Below are 24277 nucleotides of genomic sequence, written 5' to 3' on the forward strand. Positions count from 1 at the left end.
CGCCTGGCTCGGCCAGCAGCGGGGCGACCCGTTTGCCACCACGGTGCTGGAAACCGCGCTCACCGGCCGCCATCCCCACCTCGGGCGCTGGCAGTGGGAAGGCCCGGAGGATCTGCGCATTGCCCGCCAGGCCCTCGCCGATGTGGGCCTGGCCGGCCTCGAGGAGCGCGCGGTGCAGACCCTCTCCGGCGGCGAGCGCCAGCGCCTCGCCATCGCCACCTTGCTCACCCAGGAAGCCCCGCTGATGCTGCTCGATGAACCGCTTACCCACCTCGACCTCAACCACCAGATCGCCGTGCTCGAACTTTTGGCGCGGCGGGCGGCATCGGGGGCCGGCATCATCAGCGTCCTGCACGACCCGGGCCTGGCCTGGCGCTACGCCGACCGGGTGCTGCTGATCTACGGCGACGGCGACACCGACCTGGGTCCGGCCGATGCGCTATTGACCCCGGAGCGGCTCTTCCGCCTCTATGGCCACCCGCTCGTCCGGGTGGCCCAAAACGGCCGGGTCGCCTTCATCCCCGAATAGCAAACAGACGAAATGGACATAAATGGACATGAACGCCCTCTTCCCCGATAGCGGCCCTCGCCGCGGCCTGTTTCACCGCCAAGTCCGGCGCTGCTGGCTCCTCACCCTGCTGCTCTTCCTCGCCGCCCCGGCCCTGGCGGCCTGCCCGCGCATCGTCAGCCAGGCGCCCTACCTCACCCTGGCCCTGCAATGGCTGGGGCAAGGCCACTGTATCGTCGGGGTTTCCCGCTATGACCGGCAACTGCCGCAGCTCCCCCGCACCGGCGGGATGCTCGACCCGGACGGGGCCGCCATCGCCGCCCTGAAACCGGATCTGATCGTCGCCTCCGACTGGGCCAGCGCCGCGAGCCTGAGCGCCATCACGCCGCCCGGCGCCCGCCTGCTGCGCTTGAACGGCTTTGCCTCCCTGGCCGAGACGGAAAGCATGCTCGCCACCCTCGCCCGGGCAAGCCGGGCCCCCGGCGCCCGGCAGAAACTCCAAGACTTCTCCCGCCGCTGGCGGCAGCTCGCCGCCCAGGTGCAGGGCAAGGGCCGGAAGGTGTTGCTGGTCTCGGCCTGCTCCGGCAGCCCCTATTCCTTCGGGCGCCAGCATCTGGTCGGCGACCTCTTTACCCAGGCCGGCTTCGAGGTGGTGGAAACCGCCGCGAAAATCCGCCACCTGCGCCCCGGCGCAGAGATTGACGATCTGGAAACCCTGGTGGAGCGCACCCGGCCGGACATCCTGGTGTCCTTCACCCCCCAGTCCACCGACCACTGCAGCATGATTGCGCCGACGCTGCCGGTGCGTATCGTCAGCCTCGAAGGCGAGGACTTTTTTCATCCCGGCCCCGGCCTCTTGCGCGCCCTGGCCCAGATGCGCGAACGCCTGGGCCCCACCCCGGAGCCTCAACCATGAGCCAGGAACAACGGCACCAGAAACGCATGCAAAAGAAGAAGGAGGTGATCGACCAGAAGATCGCCGCCGCCCAGGAAGCGCGCGGGGTGCTGCTGGTCAATACCGGCACCGGCAAGGGTAAATCCTCGGCCGCCTTCGGCCTTGTCGCGCGCGCCCTCGGCCATGGCCTGAAAGTGGCGGTGGTGCAGTTCATCAAGGGCCGCTCCGACACCGGCGAGGAAGCCTTCTTCCGGGCCCAGCCCGGGGTCAGTTGGCAGGTTTGCGGCGCAGGCTTCACCTGGGAGAGCCAGGACGAGGGCCGCGACAAGGCCGCCGCCGAAGCGGCCTGGGAGATCGTCCGCCGGCATCTCGAGGACCCGGCCATCGGACTTGTGCTCCTGGACGAATTCACCTATGCCCTCAAGTACCGCTGGCTGGAAATCGAGCCCGTGCTCGCCGCCTTCGCCGCCCGCCCGGCCCAGCAGCATCTCGTCGTCACCGGCCGGGGGGCGCCGCCGGAACTCATCGCCCTGGCCGACACCGTGACCGAGATGACCCTGGTCAAGCACGCCTTTGCGGCCGGGATCGCGGCCATGCCCGGCATGGAGTGGTGATGCCGACCTGCCCCGCCCTCTTCATCGCCGCCCCGGCCTCCGGCCAGGGCAAGACCACGGTCACCGCCGCCATCGCCCGCCTGCATGCCCGCCAGGGCCGGCGGGTGCAGGTCTTCAAGTGCGGCCCGGACTTTCTCGACCCGATGATCCACGCCGCCGCCAGCGGCCAGCCCTGCTACAACCTGGATCTGGGCATGTGCGGCGCGGCAGATGGCGCCTGGCGCCTGGCCCGCGCCGCCGCCGACAATGATCTGATCCTGGTCGAAGGGGTGATGGGCATCTTTGACGGCGAGCCTTCCGGAGCCGATATCGCCCGCCGCTTTGGCATCCCGGTACTGGCCATGATCGCCGCCGACGCCATGGCCCAGACCTTTGGCGCCGTGGCTCTGGGCCTGGCCCGCTACCAGCCCGACCTGCCCTTTGCCGGGGTACTGGCAAACCGGGTGGCCGGCCCCGGCCATGCCGCCCTGCTCGAGAAAAGCCTGCCCCCCGGCATGAACTGGTACGGGGCCCTGCCGCGCGCGGCCGCCACCCGCCTGCCGGAGCGGCACCTGGGCCTGTTTCAGGCCGCCGAGATCGCCGATCTGGACGAGCGCCTGGAGCGCTTGGCCGATGTTCTGGCCGATACCCTGGCCGCGGACCTGCCGCCCCCGGTCGACTTTGCCGCCGCTTTCGCCCCGGCGATCCCGCCCCGCTTGGCCGGCAGGACGATCGCCATCGCCCGCGATGCCGCCTATGGCTTCATCTACCCGGCCAATCTCGAAACCCTTACCGCCCTGGGGGCGCGGCGGGTCTTCTTTTCTCCCCTGGCCGGCGAGGATCTGCCGGCCTGCGATGCCGTCTGGCTGCCCGGCGGCTACCCGGAACTGCATGCCCCGGCACTCGCCCAAAAACGGCGCTTCTGGGCCGATCTGAAGGCGCATGTGGCGGCGGGCAAACCGCTCCTCGCCGAATGCGGCGGCATGATGGGGCTCTTCGAGGCCCTGCGGGACAAGGAGGGGCAAAGTCATGCCATGGGCGGGCTGCTGCCCGGAGAGACGCGAATGCAGGCGCGGCTGGCGGCCTTGGGCACCCAGACGCTGGATCTTCCGGAAGGCCGGATCAGCGGCCATACCTTTCACTACGCCTACGCCGAAACGCCACTCGCGCCGGCCCTCACGGCGGTCAAGCCCGATGGCAGCCCGGGCGAAGCCATCTACCGGCAGGGCCGTCTCACCGCCTCCTTCTTGCATCTTTATTTTCCGGCTTGCCCCGATGCCGTGGCCGGCCTCTTTGGGGCCTGAAGCTTCAAGGGGCGGGCGCGTCCTGGCTGGCCTTGAGAAAGGCGAGGGCGGCATCGGCAGGCAGGGGCTTCGAAAACAGGTAACCCTGGATCTCGTCGCAGCCGTTACAGGACAGGAGCTCCAGCTGGCCCTGGGTCTCCACCCCTTCCGCGATCACGTTGAGCCCCAGGGAATGGGCCAGGGCAATGGTCCCGAAGGCGATGGCCCGGTCGTTCAGGTCATGCTCGATATCCGCCACGAAGGAGCGGTCGATCTTGAGGTGGTCGATGGGAAAGAGCTTCAGATAGGCGAGCGAGGAATAGCCGGTGCCGAAATCGTCGATCGCCAGGCTCAGTCCCATGCGCCGCAGTTCGGAGAGCAACTGGATCGCCTCTTGCGGCTGCTCCATCACCGCGCTTTCGGTGATTTCCAGCTCCAGCAGCTGGGCGGGCAGGCCAGTGTCGGCCAGGGCCTGGGCCACGGCGGCGGGAAAATCGCGCTGCTTGAGCTGCCGGGCGGAGAGGTTCACCGCCATGCGCATCGGGGCCAGGCCCGCATCCAGCCAGGCGCGCATCTGCCGGCAGGCCTCCCGGAGCACCCAGGTGCCGATGCCGACGATCAGCCCGGTTTCCTCGGCGACGGGAATGAAGCGGTCCGGAGCAATGGGGCCATCTTCTTCCGTGCTCCAGCGCAGCAGGGCCTCCACCCCGGTGGGCTGGCGGCTGCCGACGGCAAACTGGGGCTGGAAATGGAGGCTGAATTCGCCTTTGGCCACCGCCTGGCGCAACTTGCGCTCCAGGGTCAGGCGCTCGGTGGCGGCCAGGTTCATTTCCTCGGCATAGAACCGGAACGTATTCCGCCCCGAAGCCTTGGCGTGATACATGGCGGTGTCGGCGTTGCGCAAGAGGGTTTCCGCCTCGTCCCCGTCCAGGGGATAGAGGCTGATGCCGATGGAAGGGCTGGTATGCAGGTCGTGGCCTTCCACCCGGATCGGCTCGGCCAGGGCGTCGATGATCTTGCCGGCCACGGCGGCGGCATTGGTGGCGGCATCGGCGGCATCGCCCACGTCCGGCAGCAGGATCACGAATTCGTCCCCGCCGAGCCGGGCCACGGTATCGGATTCCCGCACCGTGGACGCCAGGCGGCCGGCGACCTCCATCAGCAACTGGTCCCCCACCAGATGCCCCAGGGTGTCGTTGATGACCTTGAAGCGGTCCAGGTCGATGAACAGCAGGGCCAGGCTCCAGCTATAGCGGCGCGCCTCGGGCAGGGCCTGCTCGAGGCGCGCGAGCAGGGAGAGCCGGTTGGGCAGGCCGGTGAGGGGGTCGTGGTGGGCCAGGTGGTTGATGCGCGCCTCGGCCCGCTTGCGTTCGGTGATGTCGGTCAGGATCCACAGGCGGTGGACGCCGCCGCTGGTCTCCTGAATCCGGGTGATGTCCAGCCACATGGCGTAGTTGAGGCCATTCTTGCGCTGCCCCGGCAGTTCGCCTGCCCAGCGCCCATGCTCGGCCAGGCCCTGTTCCATCTGGGCCAGCTTGTCCTTGCTGCACAGGCCCAGGAGGCTGCTGCTGGGCTGCCAGAGGATTTCCTCGGCCTGGTAGCCGGTAATGACGGAAAAAGCCGGGTTGATGGAGAGCACACGGCCCGCCTCGTCCGCGATCAAGATGCCCACGGGACTGTTGGCAAACACCTTGTCGGCCAGCAGCAGGCGCTCTTCCACCTGCTTGCGGTCGGTAATGTCCGTGTAGGTGTTGATGAAACCGGCCACGCTGTTTTCCAGATGCAGGGGGTGCACCTCCAGCAACTGGGAGCGGCCGCTGACCCGCTGGCGCTCCAGCCGGTGCGGCTCGAAACGGGCAATCTCGGCCTGGCGCAGGCGCACCAGTTCTTCAGGATCGCCGGCCCCCAGCTCGCCACGCCGGGCCGGGATCAGGGTCAGATCGGCATGGGAAGCGCCTTCGAACACCTGCTCGGGCGGCAGTTGCAGGGCCTCCACGAAACCTTCGTTCCAGTAGCGCAGGCGGAAGTTCTCGTCGAACACGCTGATGCCCTGGGGCATCGAAGCCAGAATCGCTTCCAGGTAGGCGGCCTGGCGGCGAAACTCCGCTTCGGTCTGCTTACGCTCGGTGACATCCTGGGTGGTGCCGCTGGTGCGGATCGGCTGGCCCGTGTACTCATTCAGGAACACCCGCCCCTGGTTGTGGAAATAGCGCATCTCGCCACTGGGCAGGATGACGCGAAAATCCACCTCATGGGGGGCGCGCTCGGTCAGGGATTTGACATTGATTTCATGGACCATGTCCCGGTCCTCGGGATGGATGGCCTGCAAGAACAGCGAATAGGAAGGCTGGATCGAGCCCGGTTCATAGCCGAACAGGCGATAACATTCGTCAGACCACCACAAGGCGTTGCTGCGCAGGTCCCGCTCCCAGCTGCCGATCCGGGCAATGCGCTGGGCCTCCTGCAACAGGGCCAGGTGACGCTCCTTGAAGGATTTCTGTACCATCCGCCGTTTTCCACCCATCCGGGCGGCTGTCTCCGAGTCTGGTTAGCGTAGCCCGGATGATAACGGCTCCGGGCCGAACCGCTTCAACTTTCAGCGGGCGCCGTGCTGCCGCAGCCAGTCGCGCCAGCGCACGAACAGGTCCGGGTTCAGGGCGGCGATCACCTGGCGGCGCCAGGGATCGGCCGCATCGAAATCATCTTCCCGGAAGGTGGCCGCGCAACCGCCGGCCTCGCGTACCAGCAGGCTGCCCGCCGCATGATCCCAGAGCCGCTGGCCGCCATGCAGCACCGCATCGACCCGGCCCGCCGCCAGGTAGCACCATTCGAGCACACTGGAGCCGAAGTTGCGCTGGGAATAAATGGGGGAATCCGCCACCAGCCGGGCGGCCAGCATGGGTGGCAGGCGCTTGAAGTCCACGCAGGCCACGGCCCTGGAAAGCTGATGGCCGGACGGCCGCAGCGGCAGGCGCTCGCCGTTCATCCAGGCCCCCTGGCCCGCCACGGCAGAGAACATTTCCCTGGCCAGGGGCAGGTAACTCACCCCGAGCACCGGCTTGCCGTCCCGCAGCAGCGCTACCGACACGGCAAACTGAGGCAGGCCGACGAGAAAGTTGGTGCTGCCATCGATGGGGTCCATCACCCACAGGCCCCGTTCGCTCTTCAGCCCCGCCGCCCATGCCGCCTGTTGGGCCGCCTCGCTCATTTCCTCCCCCAGCGTGGGCAGATGCAAGAGGCGCTCCAGGGCGCGGGTCAGGAATTCCTGGGCGGCGATGTCAGCTTCGGAGAAGGTGGAACCGTCGTCCTTGTGTTCCCGCACCACCTTCAGGAAGCGGGGCAGGATTTCGGTTTCAGCCACGGCGCGCAGGGCGGCTTCGACACCGGGCAGCAATTTGAGCAGATCAGCCGGCATGGTTCAAGCCTCGCGCCATTTTGATGGAGCACGCGCGGCCAGGGCTTGCTGGGCATCATCGGTCCCGGGCCGGGAAAATTCCGGGACGAAGCAGCCGGAGTCACAAATAAAGGCAAGGGCAAGGGGATTCAGTGCAGCCATGGCGGAGGAAACCGTGTCGAAAGAAGCTGGGAATTCGTGGAATGATCGAACTTATAATAGCATCGATGGATTCCCCGAGATTTTTCTGCGACGCCCCCCTGGGCCCCGGTGCCCGGCTTGATCTGCCCGAGGCGGTGGCCCGCCATGCCGTACGCGTCCTGCGCCTGCCTCCCGGCGCTCCCCTGACCCTGTTCAACGGCCGCGGCGGCGAATACCCGGCCGTCATCACCGCCATCACCAGGGAGCGGGTCACCGTGAGCATCAGCGGCTGGGAAGACGTGGAGCGGGAATCGCCGCTGCAGCTGACCCTGGTCCAGGCCATCCAGGCCGCCGACAAGATGGACTACACCATCCAGAAGGCGGTGGAACTGGGCATCAGCGCCATCCAGCCGGTAGCCAGCAAAAGGAGCGTGGTGAAACTCTCCGGCGACCGCCAGCAGAAACGCGAAGCCCACTGGCAATCGGTGGTCATCTCGGCCTGCGAGCAGTGCGGCCGCAACCAGATTCCCCCGGTTACCCCGGTGCAGCCTCTGGACCTGTGGCTCGCCGGACCTGGCAGGCCCCAGCAAGACCTGAAGCTGATGCTGGCCCCGGGCGCGGCCCACAGCCTGCCCCAGTTGCCGCCGGCCGGACGCGTCACCCTGCTGATCGGTGCCGAGGGGGGGCTGGAGCCCAATGAAATGAAGACGGCTCGACTGGTGGGCTTCATCCCCGTCAGCCTGGGGCCGCGGATTTTGAGAACAGAAACGGCGAGCCTGGCAGCCCTGGCCGCCATCCAGACCCTTTGGGGTGATTTCAAGGGAGCGTAAAACACCATGTTCGAATCTGCAGAGCTGGGCCACGTCATCGACAAGGAGACCTACAAGACCGAGGTGCCGAAACTGCGGGAAGCGCTGCTGGAAGCCCAGTTCGACCTGCGGGAAAAGAGCGGCTTTCCGGTGATCGTCCTGATCAGCGGCGTCGATGGCGCCGGCAAGGGCGAGACCATCAACGAGCTGTACGAATGGATGGACCCCCGCTACCTGTCCACCCTGGCCTTCTCCGCCCCCAGCGACGAGGAGTCCGAGCGCCCCTACATGTGGCGTTACTGGCGTGCCCTGCCCCCCAAGGGCCGGATCGGCATCTTCGCCGGTTCCTGGTATTCGACCCCCATCCACCGCCGCATCGACGGCGACATGAATCAGGCCATGTTCGACCAGCACATCGACCAGTTCAACCGCTTCGAGGCGATGCTGGTCAATGAAGGCGCCCTGGTGCTGAAGTTCTGGTTCCACCTCTCCAAGGACAGCCAGAAAAAGCGCCTGAAGGCCCTGGAAAAGGACCCGCGCACCGCCTGGCGCGTCACCAAGGAAAGTTGGGAACGGCTGAAGACCTACGACAAGCTCCAGGACGTGGCCTCCCACCTGCTGCGCCTGACCAACACCCCCTGGGCCCCCTGGACCGTGGTGGAAGGCACCGACGACCGCTACCGCTCCCTGACCGTGGGCAAGATGATCCTGGATGCCCTGCAAAAGCGCCTGAGCGACACGCGCGACCAGAACTACCCGGTGGCGCCGCCGATCTTCCCCAAGATCGACGCCCTGGACGTGCTGACGGCCCTGAACCTGGAGCAGAGCCTGGACAAGAAGGAATACGAGACGCGACTGGCGCAAGCCCAGGGCCGCCTGTCGGAACTGGTGCGCTCCCCCGCTTTCAGGAAACACTCCCTGATCCTGGCCTTCGAAGGTTCGGACGCTGCCGGCAAGGGCAGCAGCATCCGCCGCGTGGCCGCCGCCCTGGACGCGCGTCAGTACCAGATCGTGCCCATCGCCGCCCCCACCGAGGAAGAACGGGCCCAGCCCTACCTCTGGCGGTTCTGGCGCCACATTCCCAGGGTCGGCCGGATCACCATTTTCGACCGCAGCTGGTACGGCCGGGTGCTGGTGGAGCGGGTCGAGGGCTACTGCACGGAAGCCGACTGGCTGCGGGCCTATGCGGAGATCAACGATTTCGAACACGAACTGGCGGAAGACGGGGCGATCATCGTCAAGTTCTGGCTGCAGATCAGCAAGGAAGAGCAGTTCCGCCGCTTCAAGGAGCGCGAGAACATCGCCTTCAAACGCTTCAAGATCACCGATGAAGACTGGCGGAACCGGGAAAAATGGGACGAATACCATGACGCGGTGTGCGACATGGTGGAACGCACCAGTACCGGGGCCATCCCCTGGACCCTGGTGGAAGCCAATGACAAGAACTTTGCCCGGGTGAAGGTGCTGGAAACCATCTGCACCCGGGTCGAAGCGGCACTCGCCCAGAAAGGCAAGCATGACAACTGAAGCCAAACTGCCGGCTGACAACCTGGGGGAATTCGTCTCCTGGTTCCGCCTGGTGACCCCCTACATCAATGCCTTCCGGGGCAAGACCTTCGTGGTCGCCTTCGGCGGCAAGTCCATCGCCGGCCCCCTGGTGAAAACCCTGGCCTACGACGTGAACCTGCTCGCCAGCCTGGGCATCCGCCTGATCCTGGTGCATGGCGCCCGGCCCCAGATCGAGGAAGAACTGCGCGAGAAGGGAATCGAATCCAGGTACCACAAGGGCTACCGGATCACCGATGCAGACACCCTGGACTGCGTCCTGGACGCAGTCGGCAGCGTCTATCTGGAAATCGAGGGCCTGCTCTCCCAGGGCTTGCCCAACACCCCGATGGCCAACAGCCAGATCCGCGTCATCGGCGGCAACTTCATCACCGCCCGGCCCCTCGGTGTGCTGGATGGCATCGACCTGCAGTACAGCGGCACGGTGCGCAAGGTGGACGCTGATGGGCTGAAGGCCCAGCTCGCCCTGGGCAACATCGTGCTGCTATCCTGCCAGGGCAGTTCTCCCACCGGGGAAATTTTCAACCTGCAGATGGAAGAGGTGGCCGAAGCCGTCTCCGTGGCCGTCAAGGCCGACAAGCTGGTGTTCCTCACCGACAGCATCGGCGTCACCAACGAGGCCGGCGAACTGCAGGAAGAACTGACCGCCGACGCCGCCGCCCAGCTCAAGGATGCCCCCTGGCTGTCCGCCGACCTGAAGCGTTACATGCCCTGCGCCGTGCGCGCCAGCCGTCTGGGCGTGGGCCGGGTGCACCTGATCGGCTATGAACAGGATGGGGCGCTGCTGCAGGAGCTGTTCACCCTGAACGGCATCGGCACCATCATTTCGCGGGAATCCCTGGAACGCATCCGGGAAGCCCGGGCCGATGACATCGGCGCCCTGATCGCCCTGATCGAACCCCTGGAAGAAGACGGCACCCTGGTGCATCGGCCGCGGGAAGTGCTGGAGCGGGAAATCGAGAAATTCTCCATCATCGAGCACGACGGCATGGTGGTGGGCTGCGCCGCCCTCTACGACTACGGCGATGGCGTCGCCGAACTGGCCTGCCTGGCCGTGCATCCGGCGCACCGGGAATGGGGCTATGGCGAGCAATTGATGGAACGCATCCAGGCCCGGGCCCGGGCGGCGGGGGTGAAACGCCTGTTCGTGCTCACCACCCGCACCGTGCACTGGTTCATCGAACGGGGCTTCAAGCTCGAAAGCGTCGATGAGCTGCCGCCCCAGAAACGGCAGATGTACAACCTCCAGCGCCGCTCCAAGGTGCTGGTCAAGTCGATATAATCTGGCACCCCTACACTGGAGAACGACATGGCAAGAACCGTCAACTGCATCAAGCTCGGCCAGGAAGCCGAAGGGCTGGACTTCCCCCCCCTGCCCGGCGCCATCGGCCAGAAGATTTTCGAGAATGTTTCCCGGGAAGCCTGGCAACAGTGGCTCAAGCTGCAGACCATGATCATCAACGAAAACCGCCTGAATCTGGCCGAAGCGGCACACCGCAAATACCTGATGGAACAGATGCAGAACCACTTCTTTGGCAGCGGCGCCGACCAGATTTCCGGCTACGTCCCCCCAAAAGCCTGATTCCCCGGGCGCACCCAGGCAAAAGCCCCGCCGGACTTGGCGGGGCTTTTGTTTTTTTGCCAGCGCGACTTCAACTCGTCTGGCGGCTCAACTGCTGGCGCAGGGCCTGGCACTTGTGGCGGAGGATCATCAAGTCCTTCAGTGCCGCCAGCTGCTTTTCCCGCACCTCGCGTATCTTCTGGCGCAGGGTGGTGATGTTATCCACATAATCCAGCAAGGCATCTTTCAGGTTCGAGGCTTGTTGCGGCATCTCCATCTCCTGGATTCAAGGTTGCATCGACAGTGTGCAAGCCCCGGATTACAGTAGCAGGACGGAGTCATGGCAGTTTCAGGACAGCCACTTCAAACAAGGTCGTAGCCAAGGTCGTAGCCAAGGTCGTAACCAAGGTCGTAGCCAAGGTCGTAGCCAAGGTCGTGGATGGCCAGGGTCATCCCCAGCCCACGCTGCTGCAGCGCACAAACCCCTGCCGGGCAGGGGAGGACTGGGGAATGAGGCCCTGCCGGAGCCCTGTCTGGCCCATCAGCTCTTGGCGAGTTCCTGGTCCAATTCATCAGGACTGGAGTGGCGGACATTGAGCCCCTTGACCATGTAAATCACATATTCGGAAATGCTCTTGGCGTGGTCAGCAATGCGCTCGATGGCCTTGGCCACCGCCATGATGTCCAGCGAACGGGAGATCGTGCGGGGGTCTTCCATCATGAAGGTGATGAGCTGGCGCACCGCCGACTGGTACTGGTGGTTGATTTCATCGTCCAGATGCACCACTTCGGCAGCCGACTGCACATCCAGGCGGGCAAACGCATCCAGCGCCAGGCGCAGCATTTCCAGCGCCTGATCGGCCATGTAGCGCAGATCCACATCCGGCACGAAGGCGCTGTGCTGTCCATGGAGCATGGCGCCGAGCCGGGCGATTTTCTGAGCCTTGTCGCCGATACGTTCCAGATCACTGATGCTTTTCAGCACCGTGATGATCATGCGCAGGTCGATCGCGGTGGGCTGGCGCTTGGCAATCACCTGATTGCAGGCCTCATCCAGTTCCACCTCCATCTTGTTGATGTGGACATCCTCGCGCACCACCAGATCCATCCCGGCTAGATCACCTTCGTAAAAAGCACGGATGGCCCGGGAAACCTGCTGTTCCACCAGGCCTCCCATTTGCAGCACACGGGTGCGAAGATGTTCCAGTTCCAGATCAAACTGTTTGGAAGTGTGATCCTGCAGGGTAGAGCGGGCTTCATTCATGGGATGGGGACTCAGAAAAGGGGAGAGTGCCTACAGCCTAACGCCGGAATGTGACAAAAACATTTCAATCCCTCACCCGGATCCTGACCCCCTCCGGGGTGCCCAGCAACAGGATATCCGCACCCCGGATGGCAAACAGACCGTTGGTCACCACCCCCACGATCTGGTTGATGGCCGTTTCCAGCCCCACCGGGTCGGCGATGGCAAGGCCATGCACGTCGATGATCAGGTTGCCATTGTCGGTGACAAACCCCTCGCGCACCCTGGGCGTCCCTCCCAGCGCAGCAAGGGCGCGGCTCACCTGGCGCACCGCCATCGGGATCACCTCCACCGGCAAGGGGAAACGGCCCAGCACCGGCACCAGCTTGGAGGCATCGGCGATGCAGATGAAGGTATCCGACACCGCCGCCACGATCTTCTCCCGGGTCAGTGCCCCGCCACCGCCCTTGATCATGTTCATGCCCGGGTCGATCTCGTCGGCCCCGTCGACATAGATGGGGAGGCGATCCACCGCGTTGAGATCCAGCACCGGAATCCCCTGCCGTTCCAGACGCAGGCGAGTGGCTTCGGAACTGGCCACGGCACCGCCCAGCCGGGACTTGATGGGCGCCAGGGCGTCGATGAACAGGTTGGCCGTGGAGCCGGTGCCGACGCCGAGCATCCCGCCCTCGGGCAGATGCCGGGCCACATGGTCGGCCGCCGCCTCTGCCACCGCCTGCTTGAGTTCGTCCTGGGTCATGAAGATCACCTCGAAAAATGAATGCGCCGGATTCTACCGCCAGGGTCATCACCCTGTAACGGAACAGGCCTATAAATCGGGATCCCTCCGCACGGAAACCAGCCCGATGAACCCACAACCCCACACTTGGCTCGGCAAGTACCGGGAGCTGCTGGCCGCCATCGCCCTGTTCCTGGTGCTCGACCTGGGGGTGCTGATTTTCAACACCTACACCTCGCACCTGATCGAACGGGACACGGCCCACATCAACACCGCCGGCGAATTGCGGGTTTATTCCCAGCAACTCACCAAGGCCCTGCTCACCTTGCGGATGGAAATGCAGAGCGGCGATTCCTACCAGACCAGCCAGGCGCAACTCTCCGAATCCTACAGTGCCTTCTCGACGGCCCTGCAGCATTTGCAGGGCCTGACGCTTGGCAGTTCGGGGCCCGGCGCCTCGATGGACCCCCAGAGTCGTGAACTGCTGGACCAGCTGGTGGAGACCTGGGAGCCGATCAACACCGGTGTCCTGCCCGTACTCAATGCTGCCACTCCCTCGGCCTGGGACGTGGATGATGCCGTCAACCGCGCCGTGACTCGCAATGTGCGCTTGATGCAACTCGCCGACGACCTGACCCGGCATCTGGAGGCCCAGGCCGTATCCCGGGCCGCCTCGCTGCGTTACATCCAGCTGGGGGCCATTTTCCTGGCCTCCCTCAACTTCTTCTTCATCGTCTTCAAATTCATCCGCCGCCTGCTGGAAAGCGACCGGCAGATCGAAGCGGCGCGTCAGGAAACCCGGGAAATTCTCGATACGGTGCGCGAAGGCCTGTTCCTGCTCGACCGGGACGGCCATCTCGGCATCCAGCAGTCGCGTTCCCTTCCCGAACTGTTTGGCCGCCCGGTGGCCCCTGGCCTGAAATTCGATGAACTGATCGCCCAGTTGCTCGAACCGGAACAGCAGGAAGCGGCGCGGGACTACATCGACCTGCTGTTCAACCGCAAGGTGAAGCCCGCCCTGCTAGAAGAACTCAACCCCCTGCGCGAAGTCACGCTGGCCGCCGGTCAGGATGGCCGCCGCAAGGGCCCCACCCACCTGTCCTTCGAATTCACCCAGGTGCTGGAACAAGGGGAAGTACGCGCCCTGCTGGTCACGGTGTTTGATATCAGCCGCCAGATGCAGCTGGCGCGCGACCTGGCCGGCGCCGAAGCCCGCGCCAGCAGCGAGGTCGAGAGCTTGCTGGCCGTGCTCGACCAGGACCCGGCCCAGGTGCGGGACTTCCTCAAGAGTGGCGAAGATCGGCTCGGCATGGTGAATCAGGCCCTCCAGGACGTGCAGCCGGAAGCCCGGGCCTATGCCGAACTGATCAACTTTGCCTTCCGGGCCATCCATTCGATCAAGGGCGAGGCCGGGGCGCTGGGACTCCTGGAAGTCTCCCGCCAGGCGCACCAGTTCGAAGACCTGCTGACGCCTTTGCGCCGGCGGCAGGACCTGACGGGAGACGATCTGATCCCGATCGCCTTCCAGGTGGGCGAACTGCGGCAAAAACTGGCGCAGATCGGCGAGGTGCTTGCCAAGGTCAGGCGTTATCAGGAAGCGCCGGTCAGTCAGCACCCCTTTGTCGAATTGAAAAAGCAGATCGAGCATCTCGCCCTGAAGGTGGCGGAGGACCTCAACAAGAAGGTGCGGGTCGAAGTCAATTTTCCCCAGCAGGCCCCGAACCTGGACGAGCGCCTGCTGCGCCATCTGCACGAGATGTTGCCACAACTGGTGCGCAATGCCGTGGCACACGGCATCGAGAGCGAAGCCGAACGGCTGCAGGCGGGCAAACTGCCGGAGGGAACCGTGCGAGTCGAATTTGCCACCACGACCGAAGGCAGCCTTTCCGTATCGGTGCGCGATGATGGCCGGGGCATTTCCTGCGCCCGCATCCGCGCCCGCCTGCTGGAACTGGGCCATCCGCACGAACTGGTAGAAAGCATGAGCGAGCGCGAGTTGATGGCCACCCTGTTCACCCCCGGCTTCAGCTTGCAAGAAGAGGCCAATGAACACGCCGGCCGGGGCGTTGGCCTCGACCTGATCCGCGACATGGCCAGCAGGGCCGGCGCCCGGATACGCCTCTCCACCCTGCCCAATGCCTACACCCAATTCACCCTGCAGTTCCAGCCGGCCTCATGACCATGAAACTGCTGATCGTGGATGACTCCATGGTCATCCGCAACCGTATTGCCCGGCTCTGCCAGGACATGCGCCTGCCCAACCTGGAGATCGTCGGCCTGGCGGGAGACGGCCAGCAGGCCGTGGCCCTGGCCGAACAGTTTCGCCCCGATCTGGTGACCATGGACCTGACCATGCCGAAGATGGATGGCGACGAGTGCATCAGCCGCCTCGCCACCCGCCTGCCCGAAACCCGCATCCTGGTCGTCTCGGCCCTGTCTGACAAAACCACCGCCCTGAAGGCGATCAAGAAGGGGGCGCAGGGTTTCCTGCACAAACCCTTCAGCGACGACGAACTGGTGGAAGCCTTGCTGGAGCTCATGCGTTGACTGCCCCCGCCCCGCTCAGGAAGGCCCTCAGGCCGGACGACGTGGAAGTGTTTGCCGAAACCATCGGCCACTTTTTCGAACGCATCACCGGCGAAAAAGCCCTGGTGCGCACCGCCTACCTGCTGGAAGCGGGGATGCCCCTGCCCCTGGATGACTTCAACGGTCTGATCCAGGTCCAGGGCGACTACCAAGGCAGCGTCTGCTTTGCCGCACCCCGGGGCCTGCTCGATCATGTGCTGATGCGCATGGGCCAGCATGAATACTCGGATGCAGACCATCTCGACGTCGTCGGTGAAATCGCCAATACCCTGGCCGGCAGAGCCCGGCGGGTATTCGGGGAAGGCCTGGAAATCACCCCGCCGCAAACCTTCACCCGGGCCGGCAAGCCCCCTCCTTCGGCGGCCAGCAGCCCCCCCCTGGTCATTCCCTTCACCTGGCAAAGTTATACCGCGGTGCTGATCGTGCACCTGGACGCACTGGTCTGACGCCAATTCACATTCAGGCAACCTGAAGCACATCGAGCTGTAACCTGAATCCACCAGACTGAGACATGGAGGATTTGCACAATGTCCCGCACCGCAAGCCTGACCCTTTCCCGGCTGCTCACCGACAACCCGGCGGTAGACCTGATGGCCCGCCTCACCTATCCGAAAAAGATCCAGGTGGTGGGGCTGGTAGCGGGCATTGCCATCCTGCTCCTGACCGGCCAGCTGTTTTTCAGCCTCGCAGGCCAGATCGAGCGGGCCCGGCTGGAGCGTTCCGGGCTGTATCTGGTGATTCCGATCCGCCTGATTCTCGAACCCCTGCAAGAACACCGGGGGCTGGCGCACGCCTACCTCTCGGGGGACGAGGAATTCCGGGCAAGCCAGGGTCCCCACCTGCAAAGCCTGCTGAAAGCCCGCCGGGCGGCCGTAGACGCTGCCATTGCGGCTGCGGAAGCGGCATTTCAACGCCATCTTCCGGCCCTGGCCCAGGACCGGCGCTGGCTGGAATTCTGCCAGTCGTGGCGGGCCGCAGCGCGCGGCGAGGATACTGACCCGCGTGCCACCCTGGAACGTCACGACCACCTGGTGGCGCAGCTCAACACCCTGATCTCCGCCGCCGCTGACGCCACGCATCTCACGGTCGACCCCTACGTCGGCACCTTTTATCTGGCCCAGATGGTGACCCAGAATCTGCCCGCCGTCCTGGAACAAATGGCTCGCATCCGCGACATGGGCACCGGTTTCTACGTGACCCATCACATCGACCGGGACGACAAGTACCTGCTGATTTCGCTCAACACCATGACCCGCACCAGCCTGGACGGCCTGCGCCAGACCGTCCAGGACAAGGTGTTGCGGACCATGCCCGAACTGGGCGATGAATTGAAGCCCCGGCTGGAACAAATGGACCGCATCGCCGGTAGCGTCGATACCTTCACCCAGATGAAGCTGCTGGGCATGCTATTCGATTCCAGCCCGACCGCCTTCTTTGGCGCCATGACTTACCCCCATCCCGCCGAGCTGAACGCCTACGGTGTCGGCCCCCGGGATACGACCCTGGATAGCGGCGAACCCATCGCGCCGGGACCGATAGGCCAGGTCTACGACACCCTGGATCAATTCACCCGCCTGCTCGACAACGCCATCGACCATCGGCTCTGGGTGCTCTACCAGCAACTGGCGCTCAACCTGACGGTGTCCGCCACGGCGCTGATTATCGTCATCTACATGCTCTGGTTGATGTATGTGGCCTTCCCGATCCGCAAGCTGATCTTTGCCACGGAACGGGTCGCCGGCGGCGACCTGGAAGTGCAGCTCGAAATCGACCGGGACGATGAAATCGGTCAATTGGCGCGCTCCTTCAACGCCATGACGGAAGCGGTGCGCTTTACCCGCAACAACCTGGAGCGTCTGGTCTCGGAACGAACCGCCGACCTGGCCGCCAAAAACGAACTGATCATGGACAGCATCAACTACGCCCGGGTCATCCAGCAATCCTACCTGCGCTCCTCGCAGGCCGACATGGCGACCACCCTGACCGACTACGCCATGGTCTGGGAGCCTCGCGATGTAGTCGGAGGCGACTATCTGTACTTCCGCCGTTTCGAGGACGGCTATTTCTTTGCCGTCATCGACTGTACCGGGCACGGCGTACCGGGGGCTTTCATGACGCTGATCATGGCCTCCTACCTGAACAATCTGCTCACCCACGCCAACCGACACGACCCCGCCGCCCTGCTGAGCCGTATGAACCAGGCGGTCAAGACTGCCCTGGGCCAGCATGAAACGAGCGCAGCGGAACCCTCCGAACATGACTCCGACGACGGCATGGATACCGCCTTCTGCTGGGTCGACTGCCATCACCAGCAACTCACCTACGCCGGCGCCCGGACGCCGCTCTTCCTGCTGCAGCCGGATGGGCAAAGCGTCATTCAGTTCAATGGCGAACGCATGGGCGTCGGCTACGTCCACACCCCGATGGACTACCGCTGGCACAACCAGACCATCCCGCTGCAGGCCGGCAGCATGATCTACATCTGCACCGACGGCCTCATCGACCAGGTGGGTGAGGCCCGGCGCATGGCCTTCGGCAAGAAACGCCTGAAACAACTGATTCTCGACAACCGGGATCTCCCCATGCACGAGCAACAGGCTGAAATCATGGCTGAATTCAAGTCCTGGCAAGGCAAGGAAGCGCGGCGCGATGACCTTTGCCTATTTGCCTTCCGTCACCATCCTTCTGGAGATTGCGCATGAATCTGGATGAATTTGACCGCTTCCGCCGCAAAGTCGATGAAAACGGCATCGTCTTCTATTACACCGGCTACCTGTCCCAGAACATCATCGGCTCGATTGGCGACGCGCTGCGCACCAAGCTCGAAGCCGAAGACATCAAAGGTCCCGCCGCCCGACGCATCTTCTCGACCTTCATCGAGATGATGCAGAACATTCTCAACTACGCCGAGCACCCGGACATCGAGGCTGACAAAACAGGCCTGCACATCGGCACCATCGCCATCGGCCATACCGGCGACAACTTCTTCATCGTCTGTGGCAACAGCATGGCTCAAGCCCATGTCAGCCGGCTGCGCGACAAGCTCGAACACATCCAGGCCCTGTCGCTCGATGAGATCAAGCAGGAATACAAGCGCCGCCTGCGGGAAGACCCCGAAGCCGGCAGCAAGGGCGCCGGCCTGGGTTTTCTCACCGTGGCCCGGGATGCCAGCCAACCCATTGAATTCAATTTTCATGAAGACGCCCGGAACCCTGGCATCCAGCACTTCTTCTTGAAAGCCATCATCTGAGGCCCAGCATGATCGCCGATTTCTATCTCGCGCCCGAACACGACAAACCCGAAGTGGACTTCAAGTTCTCCTGCCACCACCTGAGTCTCAAGGGGGAAAGCTACCCGGAAAACGCCGCCCAGTTCTATGGCCCCATCCTCGCCGCCCTGCGCAGCTATCTGGACAACACCCGGGACGCCGACATCACGGTCGATATCGACCTGATCTACTTCAACAGCAGCAGCACCAAAATCCTGCTCTCCCTGTTTGAAATGCTCGATGCGGCAGCTCTTGTAAACAAGGTGCAATTGAACTGGCACTACGACGCGGAGGACGAGACCGTCCGGGAATTCGGCGCCGACCTGGCCGATGACTTCACCAACCTGATCTACAACCCGGTGGAAAAATGACGCCGGAAGCCGACGGCTTCAAGCTCTTCGAGGCGGAAGAAAGCCTGCTCGCTCGTATTGCCGGACTTCTTGAGCGGCAGGCCCTGCCCCCGGAAGTGGAAGCCCCATGTACCGAATTGCTCGATGCCTACAAAAAACTGCTGCGCGAAACCCAGCAGCTGATCCGTTTTTCCGATCGCCGCGAGCGGGAACTGAACCGCCTCAACCGCAAACTCGAACAACTCACCAGTTGCCTGGCCTATCAGGCCGAACACGACCCTCTCACCGGCGCCTACAACAAGGGGGCCACGACGCGCATGATCGAGGCGGCACTGAGCAGCGAGACGTTTGGCCTCCTCATGTTCGACATCGACTTTTTCAAACAGGTCAATGACCAGCATGGCCACCCCAGTGGCGACAAGCTGCTCCAGGACCTGGTCGACCTGGTCCAGGACACCCTGGAACCAGACGACCGGCTGGGCCGCTTCGGGGGCGAAGAATTCATCATCCTGCTGCGCCAGCCCGCGCTACCGGCCTGCCGGGATTTTGCCGAACGCCTGCGCCGCCGCGTGGCGGAAAACTGGTTTGAGTGCCCCCAAGTCTCCTTGCGCATCACGCTCAGCTTTGGCCTGGTGATGTGCCATCCCGGCGACGACTTTGCCACGGTCTACCGGCTGGCAGATCAGGCGCTCTACCGAGCCAAGCACAAGGGCCGCAATCGCGTCGAGGTTGCGGAATGAGTCAGCATCTCTGTGCTACCTGCCTTCGCCCCTTGCGCCCCGAGCGCATCCGGGCCGGTGAAATCATTTGCCCAAGCTGCGAAAGCAGATGGATTCAGGGGCTGCCTCCACAACGCCCCAAGCCGGCTTCCCCCGCCCCGGAGCAAGCCGCAGAACACGTCCCCGAAGCGTTGCACAAGAACGACACCGCGCCGCTGCAAAAACAGCAATAACCGTATATACTCTTTATACGGTATGTGCCGTTCAACAGTTACGGAGGACGCGATGTCCACTCAAACCCCCAGCTCTGCTGCAGCTCCCGCCGCAGCCCCTCTTGCAGCTGCAGCCCCTGCCCCGGCGCCGGAACCCCTGGCCACCGCCTTCGCTCCGGCCCAGACTCCAACCCAAACTCCGGCCCAGACTCCAACCCAAACTCCGGCCCAGCCCGCTACGGCCAGCAAGCCCGCAGCCGCCAGAAAGGCCGCTCCGAAACCTGCAGCCGCCGCCAAGGCTACCGCTCGAGCCGCCCAAGCTGCCAAACCCAAGACCGCCGCCAATTCCGCCCCTCAAGCCGCCCCCAAGTCCGCCCCTCAACCCGCCCCGGTCCAGGCCGATGGCCCTGCGGCTGCACCCGCCAAGGCCGCCAAGCCCCCCAAGGCCGAGAAGCTCAAGGTGGACAAGCCGAAAAAGGCCAAACTGCTGCGTGACAGTTTCACCATGCCCGAGGATGAATACGCCGCCCTGGGCGAGCTGAAGAAGCGCCTGATGCTGTTGGGCGTTGCCGCCAAGAAAAGCGAGCTGTTGCGCGCCGGCATTGCCCTGCTGACCCGGCTCGATGACCCAGCCCTGGCCGCCACCATGGCCAGTGTCGAAATCATCAAAACCGGCCGCCCCGCCAAGTCGGGCAAATAAGCGGCGCCCGCACTGCCGCCTGGATTGCGGGGCAGGGCTGCTAAACTTTCGTTTTTTCACGAAAGATCCGCCATGCCCTGCTTTGACCGCGCGGTAGAAGCGATTCACCAGCAAGGCTATTTCATTGGCGAGCAGTTCTGGCCAGCGTCCGAGGCGCTGGCCATGACTCAGGCCTGCCAGGAACTCAGACAGCAAGATCGCTTTAGTCCGGCCTGCATCGGCCGGGCCCAGGAAAAACAACGCCAGGAAACCATCCGCAGCGACCTGATCTGCTGGCTGGAAAACGATCTTGCCGCTCCCCTGCAGCATTACCTGGACGCCCTGGAAGCCTACCGTCAGCAGATCAACCGGGAGTTGATGCTGGGCCTCGACCATGTGGAAGTCCATGCCGCCTACTACCCCCCGGGCGCCCACTATGGCAAGCACCTGGACCGGCACCGGGACGACGACGCCCGCACCCTCACCGCCATCCTCTACCTGAACCCGGACTGGCAAGCCGAGGACGGCGGCCTGCTCAGCATCGACCTGCCCGACGGCAGCCAGGCCAGGGTGCTACCCCGCCTGGGCACCTTCGTTTCCTTCCTCTCCGCCGAATTCCCCCACGCCGTGCTGCCCACCCGCCGCGACCGCCTGACCCTGACCGGCTGGTACCGGAGGAGAAGCGCCGCATTCTGAATGCCGCCACGGCACGTCCCACCCGGCGGGTTCGGCCGGGCAGGAGGACGAGTCACTTACCCACTTGATTGCCGATGATCCCGCCGACGGCGGCACCGCCCACGGTGCCCCCCACGCTACCCTCGGTCAGGATCGCGCCGCCGACCGCGCCGACGCCAGCGCCAATAGCCGTGTTTTTGTCCCGGCTGGACATGCCGCTGCAGGCGCCAAGCCCAAGAATGAGGGCGGCGGCGAGCGCGCCTTTGCAAAATAGTTGTGTCGTTTTCATGGTGACTCCTTGTGAAAGTGCGGAAAGTGCGGAAAGTGCGACCGGAGCATCAGCGCCCACGGTCATCCTGGCCGCTTTGGTGGCGGAGATGCTCCCGCCGGCCAGATGATCCTCGACCTCCATGCCCGCTCCTCCTGAAAGTGAGGAAACCGGGCCTGGAGGAAACATCTCCACCTCCACCCTACGATGGCTTTCAGGCCACGTCTGTGCGCTACCGTACTTAGCTCTGGCTTCGCTGACCCCAGTGAATCGGGGCCTCCCGCCAGGGCGGGCTCCACTGTGCGCTGGACAACAGACGGGTGGCATCCTTCCTTTCGATACTGCCTCTGTCGGTCGCCCCGGCCAGGCTTTTCTGGCCGCCCGTTTCTGAACCACGCTTTGGAAGGAATCGCAATGAACAGCCCCACTCCATGCAGCCAGCGGCCTCGCTCCTGGTCCCTGATCCTGATGAGCGCCTCTCCCCTCCTGCTCCTGGCGGCCTGCGCCAGCGCCCCTGCGGAACTGAACCAGAAGATCGCCGTCGCCGAAGCCTCGGTGGCGCACGCCAGCAATGCCAGTACCCAGGAAAGCGCGGCCCTGGAATTGCAGATCGCCGTCAATAAGCTCGACAGCGCCCGTCAGGCCATGACCAACCGGGACTACGAGCGCGCCCAGATGCTGGCGGAGGAGGCCGAAGTCGATGCCCAGGTCGCCGAGCTGCACGCCCAGTCGGTACGCTCGCGCAAGGCCGCCGAGGAATCCCGCGCGGCCGCCCAGGCCCTTCGCAATGAAATCGACCGCCGGCCTTTGCGCTGACCATGAACGCCAGGAGATATCCAATGACCATCCGAACCCCGATGCTTGCCACGCTGGCAGTTGCGCTTTCTGCCTGCACTATCGTCCCCGAACGCAACCTGGCCCTGGAACAGGCCCAGGATCGCTACGCCATCGCCCGCCAGGACAACGAGGTGCAGACCCTGGCTAGCGACGAACTGCGCCGCGCCGGCGACTCGCTCTTGATCGCCCAGCAGGCCAACAGCAACCGCCAACCCAAAGCCACGGTCGACCACCTCGCCTACCTGAGCAACCAACGCATCCTCATCGCCCAGGAAACTGCGGCGAGCCGGGCGGCGCAGGCCGTGACCGCGGCGGCCTCGAGCGAGCGGGAGAAAACGCAGCAAGACCAACGCATCCAGGAGGCGAAAGGCGCCAACGAACGGCTGGCCAGATCCCAAGCGGGCAAGCGGCAAAGCGATGCCCGGGTCGAGGAACTGGAAATGCAGTTGCGAGAACTCAATGCCCGGCAAACCCCGCGCGGGCTGGTGGTGACTTTGGGCGATGTGCTGTTCGATAGTGGCCATGCGCAACTGCTACCCGGCAGCGTCGGCAACCTCTCCTCCCTGGCCGAGGTGTTCAAACGCCATCCCCAGCTCGTCGCCGCCATCGAGGGCCATGCCGACAACAGCGGCGACGCCGGCAGCAATGTCTTGCTGTCGCGGCAACGGGCCGAGGCCGTCAAGGTGGCCCTGGTCTCCCTCGGGGTCGAGCCAAGCCGCTTGCAGATCCAGGCATATGGAGAAAAAAACCCGGTAGCGAGCAATGCCACCGAGGCAGGACGGCAATTGAACCGGCGCGTCGAAATCGTATTTGCCTACCCTCGGAATGGGCGTCTCGCGCGCTGAAGCTCCGCCGGCAACAAAACCCCCGGGTCCTGAAGCTTGCTCCGCAAAAAATGAATCTGTTTTACCGGCTGGCAAGGACGCCAGCCGCTCCCGGCGCGCGATCCGCGCTAACCATTTGGCGGCCCTTCGGGGCGGCCCTTTCAATCAAGGAAACATCATGAATCGATCCAATTTTTTTCTCCTTACGGCCATGTTCCTGGCCATCAGTGGCAGCGCCCTGGCCGAAACTCCTTCGAAGGCCGAATACAAGACGGCCAAGGAAGCCATTGAAGCCCAGTACAAGGTCGACAAGACCGCCTGCGCCTCGATGAGCGGCAACGTCAAGGACATCTGCATCGAAGAAGCCAAGGGCCGCGAATCCGTTGCCAAGGCCGAGCTCAAGGCGAAATACGAGCCGTCGAACGAGGCCCGCTACGAAGTCCTGGCGGCAAAAGCCGACGCCGCCTATGAGGTTGCCAAGGAAAAATGTGACGACCTGTCCGGCGACGCCAAGCGGGCCTGCAACAAGGAAGCAAAAAGCACCCATGAGGCCGCCCTGGCAGAAGCCAAGTCTTCGGAGAAGACCGCCGAGGCACGCCAGGATGCCGCCTCCAGCAAGCGCTAAACACCTGAAAGCGCCTGCCGATGTTCTACCGTCTTCCTGATGGCAAACCTATGTGGGGCAACGTACCGACCTGCATGATAGGGAAGACTAAATTGCAATCTGCATCTACCGGTCGTGTCCGGATACCCCACCTGCAAGGCGAAGGTTCCAGTGGGCATGACCGGCCAGGTGCCCGGTCTGCAATTTCGCAGACCGATCCCGCAAGACAAGGAGTTTGATATGAACAAGCAAATCGCAGAAGGCAACTGGAATCAGGTGCTGGGCAAGGTCAAGGCTCAGTGGGGCAAGCTCACCGATGACCAACTGAAGGTCATCGCGGGCAAGCGCACCGAGTTGCTGGGAAAAATCCAGAGCGCCTATGGCGTTTCTGCTGACGAAGCCGAAAAGCAGATCAAATCCTTTGAAACAGCGACTCTTTGACGCAGTAAAGAAGTAAAGAAGCGCGCGGCACACTGAGCGCGCGTTTGCCGACTCCCGTGCGCTCCCCAGGGCTGCGCACGGG

General features: G+C 64.2%; 27 protein-coding genes. 21 read left to right on the forward strand and 6 right to left on the reverse strand.

The genetic code is table 11. The annotated features are described in order from the left end of the window. The 4 genes from WBH99_RS04910 to WBH99_RS04925 form a co-directional block, all read left to right on the forward strand. On the forward strand, positions 1-529 hold a 529-nt coding region (locus WBH99_RS04910; RefSeq protein ID WP_424218994.1), incomplete at its 5' end, for an ABC transporter ATP-binding protein. Between the two features lie 28 nt (positions 530-557). Next, a complete protein-coding gene (locus WBH99_RS04915; RefSeq protein WP_424218995.1) occupies positions 558-1424 on the forward strand; it encodes an ABC transporter substrate-binding protein in 867 nt (288 codons plus the stop codon). Further along, complete coding sequence (cobO, locus tag WBH99_RS04920) at positions 1421-2017, forward strand: cob(I)yrinic acid a,c-diamide adenosyltransferase (protein WP_424218996.1); 597 nt, start codon at positions 1421-1423, stop codon at positions 2015-2017. The genes WBH99_RS04915 and cobO overlap by 4 nt, the downstream gene beginning before the upstream one ends. Beyond that, the gene (locus tag WBH99_RS04925) at positions 2017-3300 is read left to right on the forward strand and encodes a cobyrinate a,c-diamide synthase (protein ID WP_424218997.1); all 1284 of its coding nucleotides are present in this window, start codon (positions 2017-2019) and stop codon (positions 3298-3300) included. The genes cobO and WBH99_RS04925 overlap by 1 nt, the downstream gene beginning before the upstream one ends. Positions 3301-3304: 4 nt before the next feature. On the opposite strand, the gene WBH99_RS04930 is transcribed toward WBH99_RS04925, so the two are convergent. Both WBH99_RS04930 and WBH99_RS04935 read right to left on the reverse strand, forming a co-directional pair. Then, the gene (locus tag WBH99_RS04930; protein WP_424218998.1) at positions 3305-5785 is read right to left on the reverse strand and encodes a sensor domain-containing protein; all 2481 of its coding nucleotides are present in this window, start codon (positions 5783-5785) and stop codon (positions 3305-3307) included. Positions 5786-5875: 90 nt separating this feature from the next. Then, positions 5876-6694 (reverse strand): inositol monophosphatase family protein, encoded by an 819-nt coding sequence (locus WBH99_RS04935; protein ID WP_424218999.1) that lies wholly within the window; start codon positions 6692-6694, stop codon positions 5876-5878. A 182-nt stretch (positions 6695-6876) separates the two neighbouring features. Here WBH99_RS04935 and WBH99_RS04940 point away from each other — a divergent pair, with 182 nt between their 5' ends. From WBH99_RS04940 to WBH99_RS04955, 4 genes are read left to right on the forward strand one after another with little or no spacing between them, the layout of a single operon-like run. Continuing rightward, complete coding sequence (locus tag WBH99_RS04940; RefSeq protein WP_424219000.1) at positions 6877-7644, forward strand: 16S rRNA (uracil(1498)-N(3))-methyltransferase; 768 nt, start codon at positions 6877-6879, stop codon at positions 7642-7644. Between the two features lie 6 nt (positions 7645-7650). Then, positions 7651-9150 (forward strand): polyphosphate:AMP phosphotransferase, encoded by a 1500-nt coding sequence (pap, locus tag WBH99_RS04945; RefSeq protein ID WP_424219001.1) that lies wholly within the window; start codon positions 7651-7653, stop codon positions 9148-9150. After that, entirely contained in the window at positions 9140-10471 is a 1332-nt protein-coding gene (gene argA, locus WBH99_RS04950) for an amino-acid N-acetyltransferase (RefSeq protein WP_424219002.1), read from the forward strand. The genes pap and argA overlap by 11 nt, the downstream gene beginning before the upstream one ends. A 27-nt stretch (positions 10472-10498) precedes the next feature. Continuing rightward, positions 10499-10771 carry an oxidative damage protection protein gene (locus WBH99_RS04955; RefSeq protein WP_424219003.1) on the forward strand — a complete coding sequence of 91 codons (273 nt, stop codon included), beginning with the start codon at positions 10499-10501 and terminating at the stop codon, positions 10769-10771. Positions 10772-10841: 70 nt separating this feature from the next. Here the strand turns inward: WBH99_RS04955 and WBH99_RS04960 are convergent, their stop codons facing one another. The 3 genes from WBH99_RS04960 to rpiA form a co-directional block, all read right to left on the reverse strand. Next, entirely contained in the window at positions 10842-11021 is a 180-nt protein-coding gene (locus WBH99_RS04960) for a hypothetical protein (protein ID WP_424219004.1), read from the reverse strand. Between the two features lie 270 nt (positions 11022-11291). Beyond that, positions 11292-12014, reverse strand: coding sequence for a phosphate signaling complex protein PhoU (gene phoU, locus WBH99_RS04965; RefSeq protein WP_424219005.1), 723 nt, complete (start codon positions 12012-12014; stop codon positions 11292-11294). Positions 12015-12078: 64 nt separating this feature from the next. After that, a complete protein-coding gene (gene rpiA, locus WBH99_RS04970; protein ID WP_424219006.1) occupies positions 12079-12753 on the reverse strand; it encodes a ribose-5-phosphate isomerase RpiA in 675 nt (224 codons plus the stop codon). Positions 12754-12859: 106 nt separating this feature from the next. Between rpiA and WBH99_RS04975 the strand changes: the two genes are divergently transcribed. The 9 genes from WBH99_RS04975 to WBH99_RS05015 all read left to right on the forward strand — a co-directional run bounded on the left by WBH99_RS04975 (position 12860) and on the right by WBH99_RS05015 (position 21242). After that, complete coding sequence (locus tag WBH99_RS04975) at positions 12860-14911, forward strand: ATP-binding protein (protein WP_424219007.1); 2052 nt, start codon at positions 12860-12862, stop codon at positions 14909-14911. Further along, a complete protein-coding gene (locus WBH99_RS04980; RefSeq protein ID WP_424219008.1) occupies positions 14908-15279 on the forward strand; it encodes a response regulator transcription factor in 372 nt (123 codons plus the stop codon). Before WBH99_RS04975 ends, WBH99_RS04980 begins: the two co-directional genes overlap by 4 nt. Then, a complete protein-coding gene (locus tag WBH99_RS04985) occupies positions 15276-15764 on the forward strand; it encodes a chemotaxis protein CheX (RefSeq protein WP_424219009.1) in 489 nt (162 codons plus the stop codon). The genes WBH99_RS04980 and WBH99_RS04985 overlap by 4 nt, the downstream gene beginning before the upstream one ends. An 81-nt stretch (positions 15765-15845) precedes the next feature. After that, positions 15846-18020 (forward strand): SpoIIE family protein phosphatase, encoded by a 2175-nt coding sequence (locus WBH99_RS04990; protein WP_424219010.1) that lies wholly within the window; start codon positions 15846-15848, stop codon positions 18018-18020. Next, a complete protein-coding gene (locus tag WBH99_RS04995; protein ID WP_424219011.1) occupies positions 18017-18568 on the forward strand; it encodes a SiaB family protein kinase in 552 nt (183 codons plus the stop codon). Before WBH99_RS04990 ends, WBH99_RS04995 begins: the two co-directional genes overlap by 4 nt. Before the next feature lie 8 nt (positions 18569-18576). Further along, complete coding sequence (locus WBH99_RS05000; RefSeq protein WP_424219012.1) at positions 18577-18957, forward strand: DUF1987 domain-containing protein; 381 nt, start codon at positions 18577-18579, stop codon at positions 18955-18957. Continuing rightward, the gene (locus WBH99_RS05005) at positions 18954-19676 is read left to right on the forward strand and encodes a GGDEF domain-containing protein (RefSeq protein ID WP_424219013.1); all 723 of its coding nucleotides are present in this window, start codon (positions 18954-18956) and stop codon (positions 19674-19676) included. The genes WBH99_RS05000 and WBH99_RS05005 overlap by 4 nt, the downstream gene beginning before the upstream one ends. A gap of 264 nt (positions 19677-19940) precedes the next feature. Beyond that, positions 19941-20567, forward strand: coding sequence for a hypothetical protein (locus WBH99_RS05010; protein ID WP_424219014.1), 627 nt, complete (start codon positions 19941-19943; stop codon positions 20565-20567). 72 nt (positions 20568-20639) lie between these two features. Then, positions 20640-21242: a 2OG-Fe(II) oxygenase gene (locus WBH99_RS05015; RefSeq protein ID WP_424219015.1), complete on the forward strand. Its 603-nt coding sequence runs from the start codon at positions 20640-20642 to the stop codon at positions 21240-21242. A 52-nt stretch (positions 21243-21294) separates the two neighbouring features. On the opposite strand, the gene WBH99_RS05020 is transcribed toward WBH99_RS05015, so the two are convergent. Further along, positions 21295-21633, reverse strand: coding sequence for a hypothetical protein (locus WBH99_RS05020; RefSeq protein WP_424219017.1), 339 nt, complete (start codon positions 21631-21633; stop codon positions 21295-21297). A gap of 270 nt (positions 21634-21903) precedes the next feature. On the opposite strand from WBH99_RS05020, the gene WBH99_RS05025 reads away from it, so the two are divergent. From WBH99_RS05025 to WBH99_RS05040, 4 genes are all read left to right on the forward strand, one after another. Further along, the gene (locus tag WBH99_RS05025; protein ID WP_424219018.1) at positions 21904-22305 is read left to right on the forward strand and encodes a DUF4398 domain-containing protein; all 402 of its coding nucleotides are present in this window, start codon (positions 21904-21906) and stop codon (positions 22303-22305) included. Positions 22306-22328: 23 nt separating this feature from the next. After that, the gene (locus WBH99_RS05030; protein ID WP_424219019.1) at positions 22329-23171 is read left to right on the forward strand and encodes an OmpA family protein; all 843 of its coding nucleotides are present in this window, start codon (positions 22329-22331) and stop codon (positions 23169-23171) included. A 157-nt stretch (positions 23172-23328) separates the two neighbouring features. Continuing rightward, positions 23329-23775: a hypothetical protein gene (locus WBH99_RS05035; RefSeq protein WP_424219020.1), complete on the forward strand. Its 447-nt coding sequence runs from the start codon at positions 23329-23331 to the stop codon at positions 23773-23775. A gap of 156 nt (positions 23776-23931) precedes the next feature. Further along, positions 23932-24195, forward strand: coding sequence for a CsbD family protein (locus tag WBH99_RS05040; protein WP_424219021.1), 264 nt, complete (start codon positions 23932-23934; stop codon positions 24193-24195). Positions 24196-24277 lie beyond the last annotated feature (82 nt).

The organism is Azovibrio sp. (assembly GCF_049658005.1).
Classification (GTDB): domain Bacteria; phylum Pseudomonadota; class Gammaproteobacteria; order Burkholderiales; family Rhodocyclaceae; genus Azovibrio.

Coding starts and splice junctions, on each gene's coding strand:
- WBH99_RS04915 (WP_424218995.1), top strand. CDS start 558: ATGAACGCCCTCTTCCCCGATAGCGGCCCTCGCCGCGGCCTGTTTCAC.
- cobO (WP_424218996.1), top strand. CDS start 1,421: ATGAGCCAGGAACAACGGCACCAGAAACGCATGCAAAAGAAGAAGGAG.
- WBH99_RS04925 (WP_424218997.1), top strand. CDS start 2,017: ATGCCGACCTGCCCCGCCCTCTTCATCGCCGCCCCGGCCTCCGGCCAG.
- WBH99_RS04930 (WP_424218998.1), bottom strand. CDS start 5,785: ATGGTACAGAAATCCTTCAAGGAGCGTCACCTGGCCCTGTTGCAGGAG.
- WBH99_RS04935 (WP_424218999.1), bottom strand. CDS start 6,694: ATGCCGGCTGATCTGCTCAAATTGCTGCCCGGTGTCGAAGCCGCCCTG.
- WBH99_RS04940 (WP_424219000.1), top strand. CDS start 6,877: ATGATCGAACTTATAATAGCATCGATGGATTCCCCGAGATTTTTCTGC.
- pap (WP_424219001.1), top strand. CDS start 7,651: ATGTTCGAATCTGCAGAGCTGGGCCACGTCATCGACAAGGAGACCTAC.
- argA (WP_424219002.1), top strand. CDS start 9,140: ATGACAACTGAAGCCAAACTGCCGGCTGACAACCTGGGGGAATTCGTC.
- WBH99_RS04955 (WP_424219003.1), top strand. CDS start 10,499: ATGGCAAGAACCGTCAACTGCATCAAGCTCGGCCAGGAAGCCGAAGGG.
- WBH99_RS04960 (WP_424219004.1), bottom strand. CDS start 11,021: ATGCCGCAACAAGCCTCGAACCTGAAAGATGCCTTGCTGGATTATGTG.
- phoU (WP_424219005.1), bottom strand. CDS start 12,014: ATGAATGAAGCCCGCTCTACCCTGCAGGATCACACTTCCAAACAGTTT.
- rpiA (WP_424219006.1), bottom strand. CDS start 12,753: ATGACCCAGGACGAACTCAAGCAGGCGGTGGCAGAGGCGGCGGCCGAC.
- WBH99_RS04975 (WP_424219007.1), top strand. CDS start 12,860: ATGAACCCACAACCCCACACTTGGCTCGGCAAGTACCGGGAGCTGCTG.
- WBH99_RS04980 (WP_424219008.1), top strand. CDS start 14,908: ATGACCATGAAACTGCTGATCGTGGATGACTCCATGGTCATCCGCAAC.
- WBH99_RS04990 (WP_424219010.1), top strand. CDS start 15,846: ATGTCCCGCACCGCAAGCCTGACCCTTTCCCGGCTGCTCACCGACAAC.
- WBH99_RS04995 (WP_424219011.1), top strand. CDS start 18,017: ATGAATCTGGATGAATTTGACCGCTTCCGCCGCAAAGTCGATGAAAAC.
- WBH99_RS05000 (WP_424219012.1), top strand. CDS start 18,577: ATGATCGCCGATTTCTATCTCGCGCCCGAACACGACAAACCCGAAGTG.
- WBH99_RS05005 (WP_424219013.1), top strand. CDS start 18,954: ATGACGCCGGAAGCCGACGGCTTCAAGCTCTTCGAGGCGGAAGAAAGC.
- WBH99_RS05010 (WP_424219014.1), top strand. CDS start 19,941: ATGTCCACTCAAACCCCCAGCTCTGCTGCAGCTCCCGCCGCAGCCCCT.
- WBH99_RS05015 (WP_424219015.1), top strand. CDS start 20,640: ATGCCCTGCTTTGACCGCGCGGTAGAAGCGATTCACCAGCAAGGCTAT.
- WBH99_RS05020 (WP_424219017.1), bottom strand. CDS start 21,633: ATGGAGGTCGAGGATCATCTGGCCGGCGGGAGCATCTCCGCCACCAAA.
- WBH99_RS05025 (WP_424219018.1), top strand. CDS start 21,904: ATGAACAGCCCCACTCCATGCAGCCAGCGGCCTCGCTCCTGGTCCCTG.
- WBH99_RS05030 (WP_424219019.1), top strand. CDS start 22,329: ATGACCATCCGAACCCCGATGCTTGCCACGCTGGCAGTTGCGCTTTCT.
- WBH99_RS05035 (WP_424219020.1), top strand. CDS start 23,329: ATGAATCGATCCAATTTTTTTCTCCTTACGGCCATGTTCCTGGCCATC.
- WBH99_RS05040 (WP_424219021.1), top strand. CDS start 23,932: ATGACCGGCCAGGTGCCCGGTCTGCAATTTCGCAGACCGATCCCGCAA.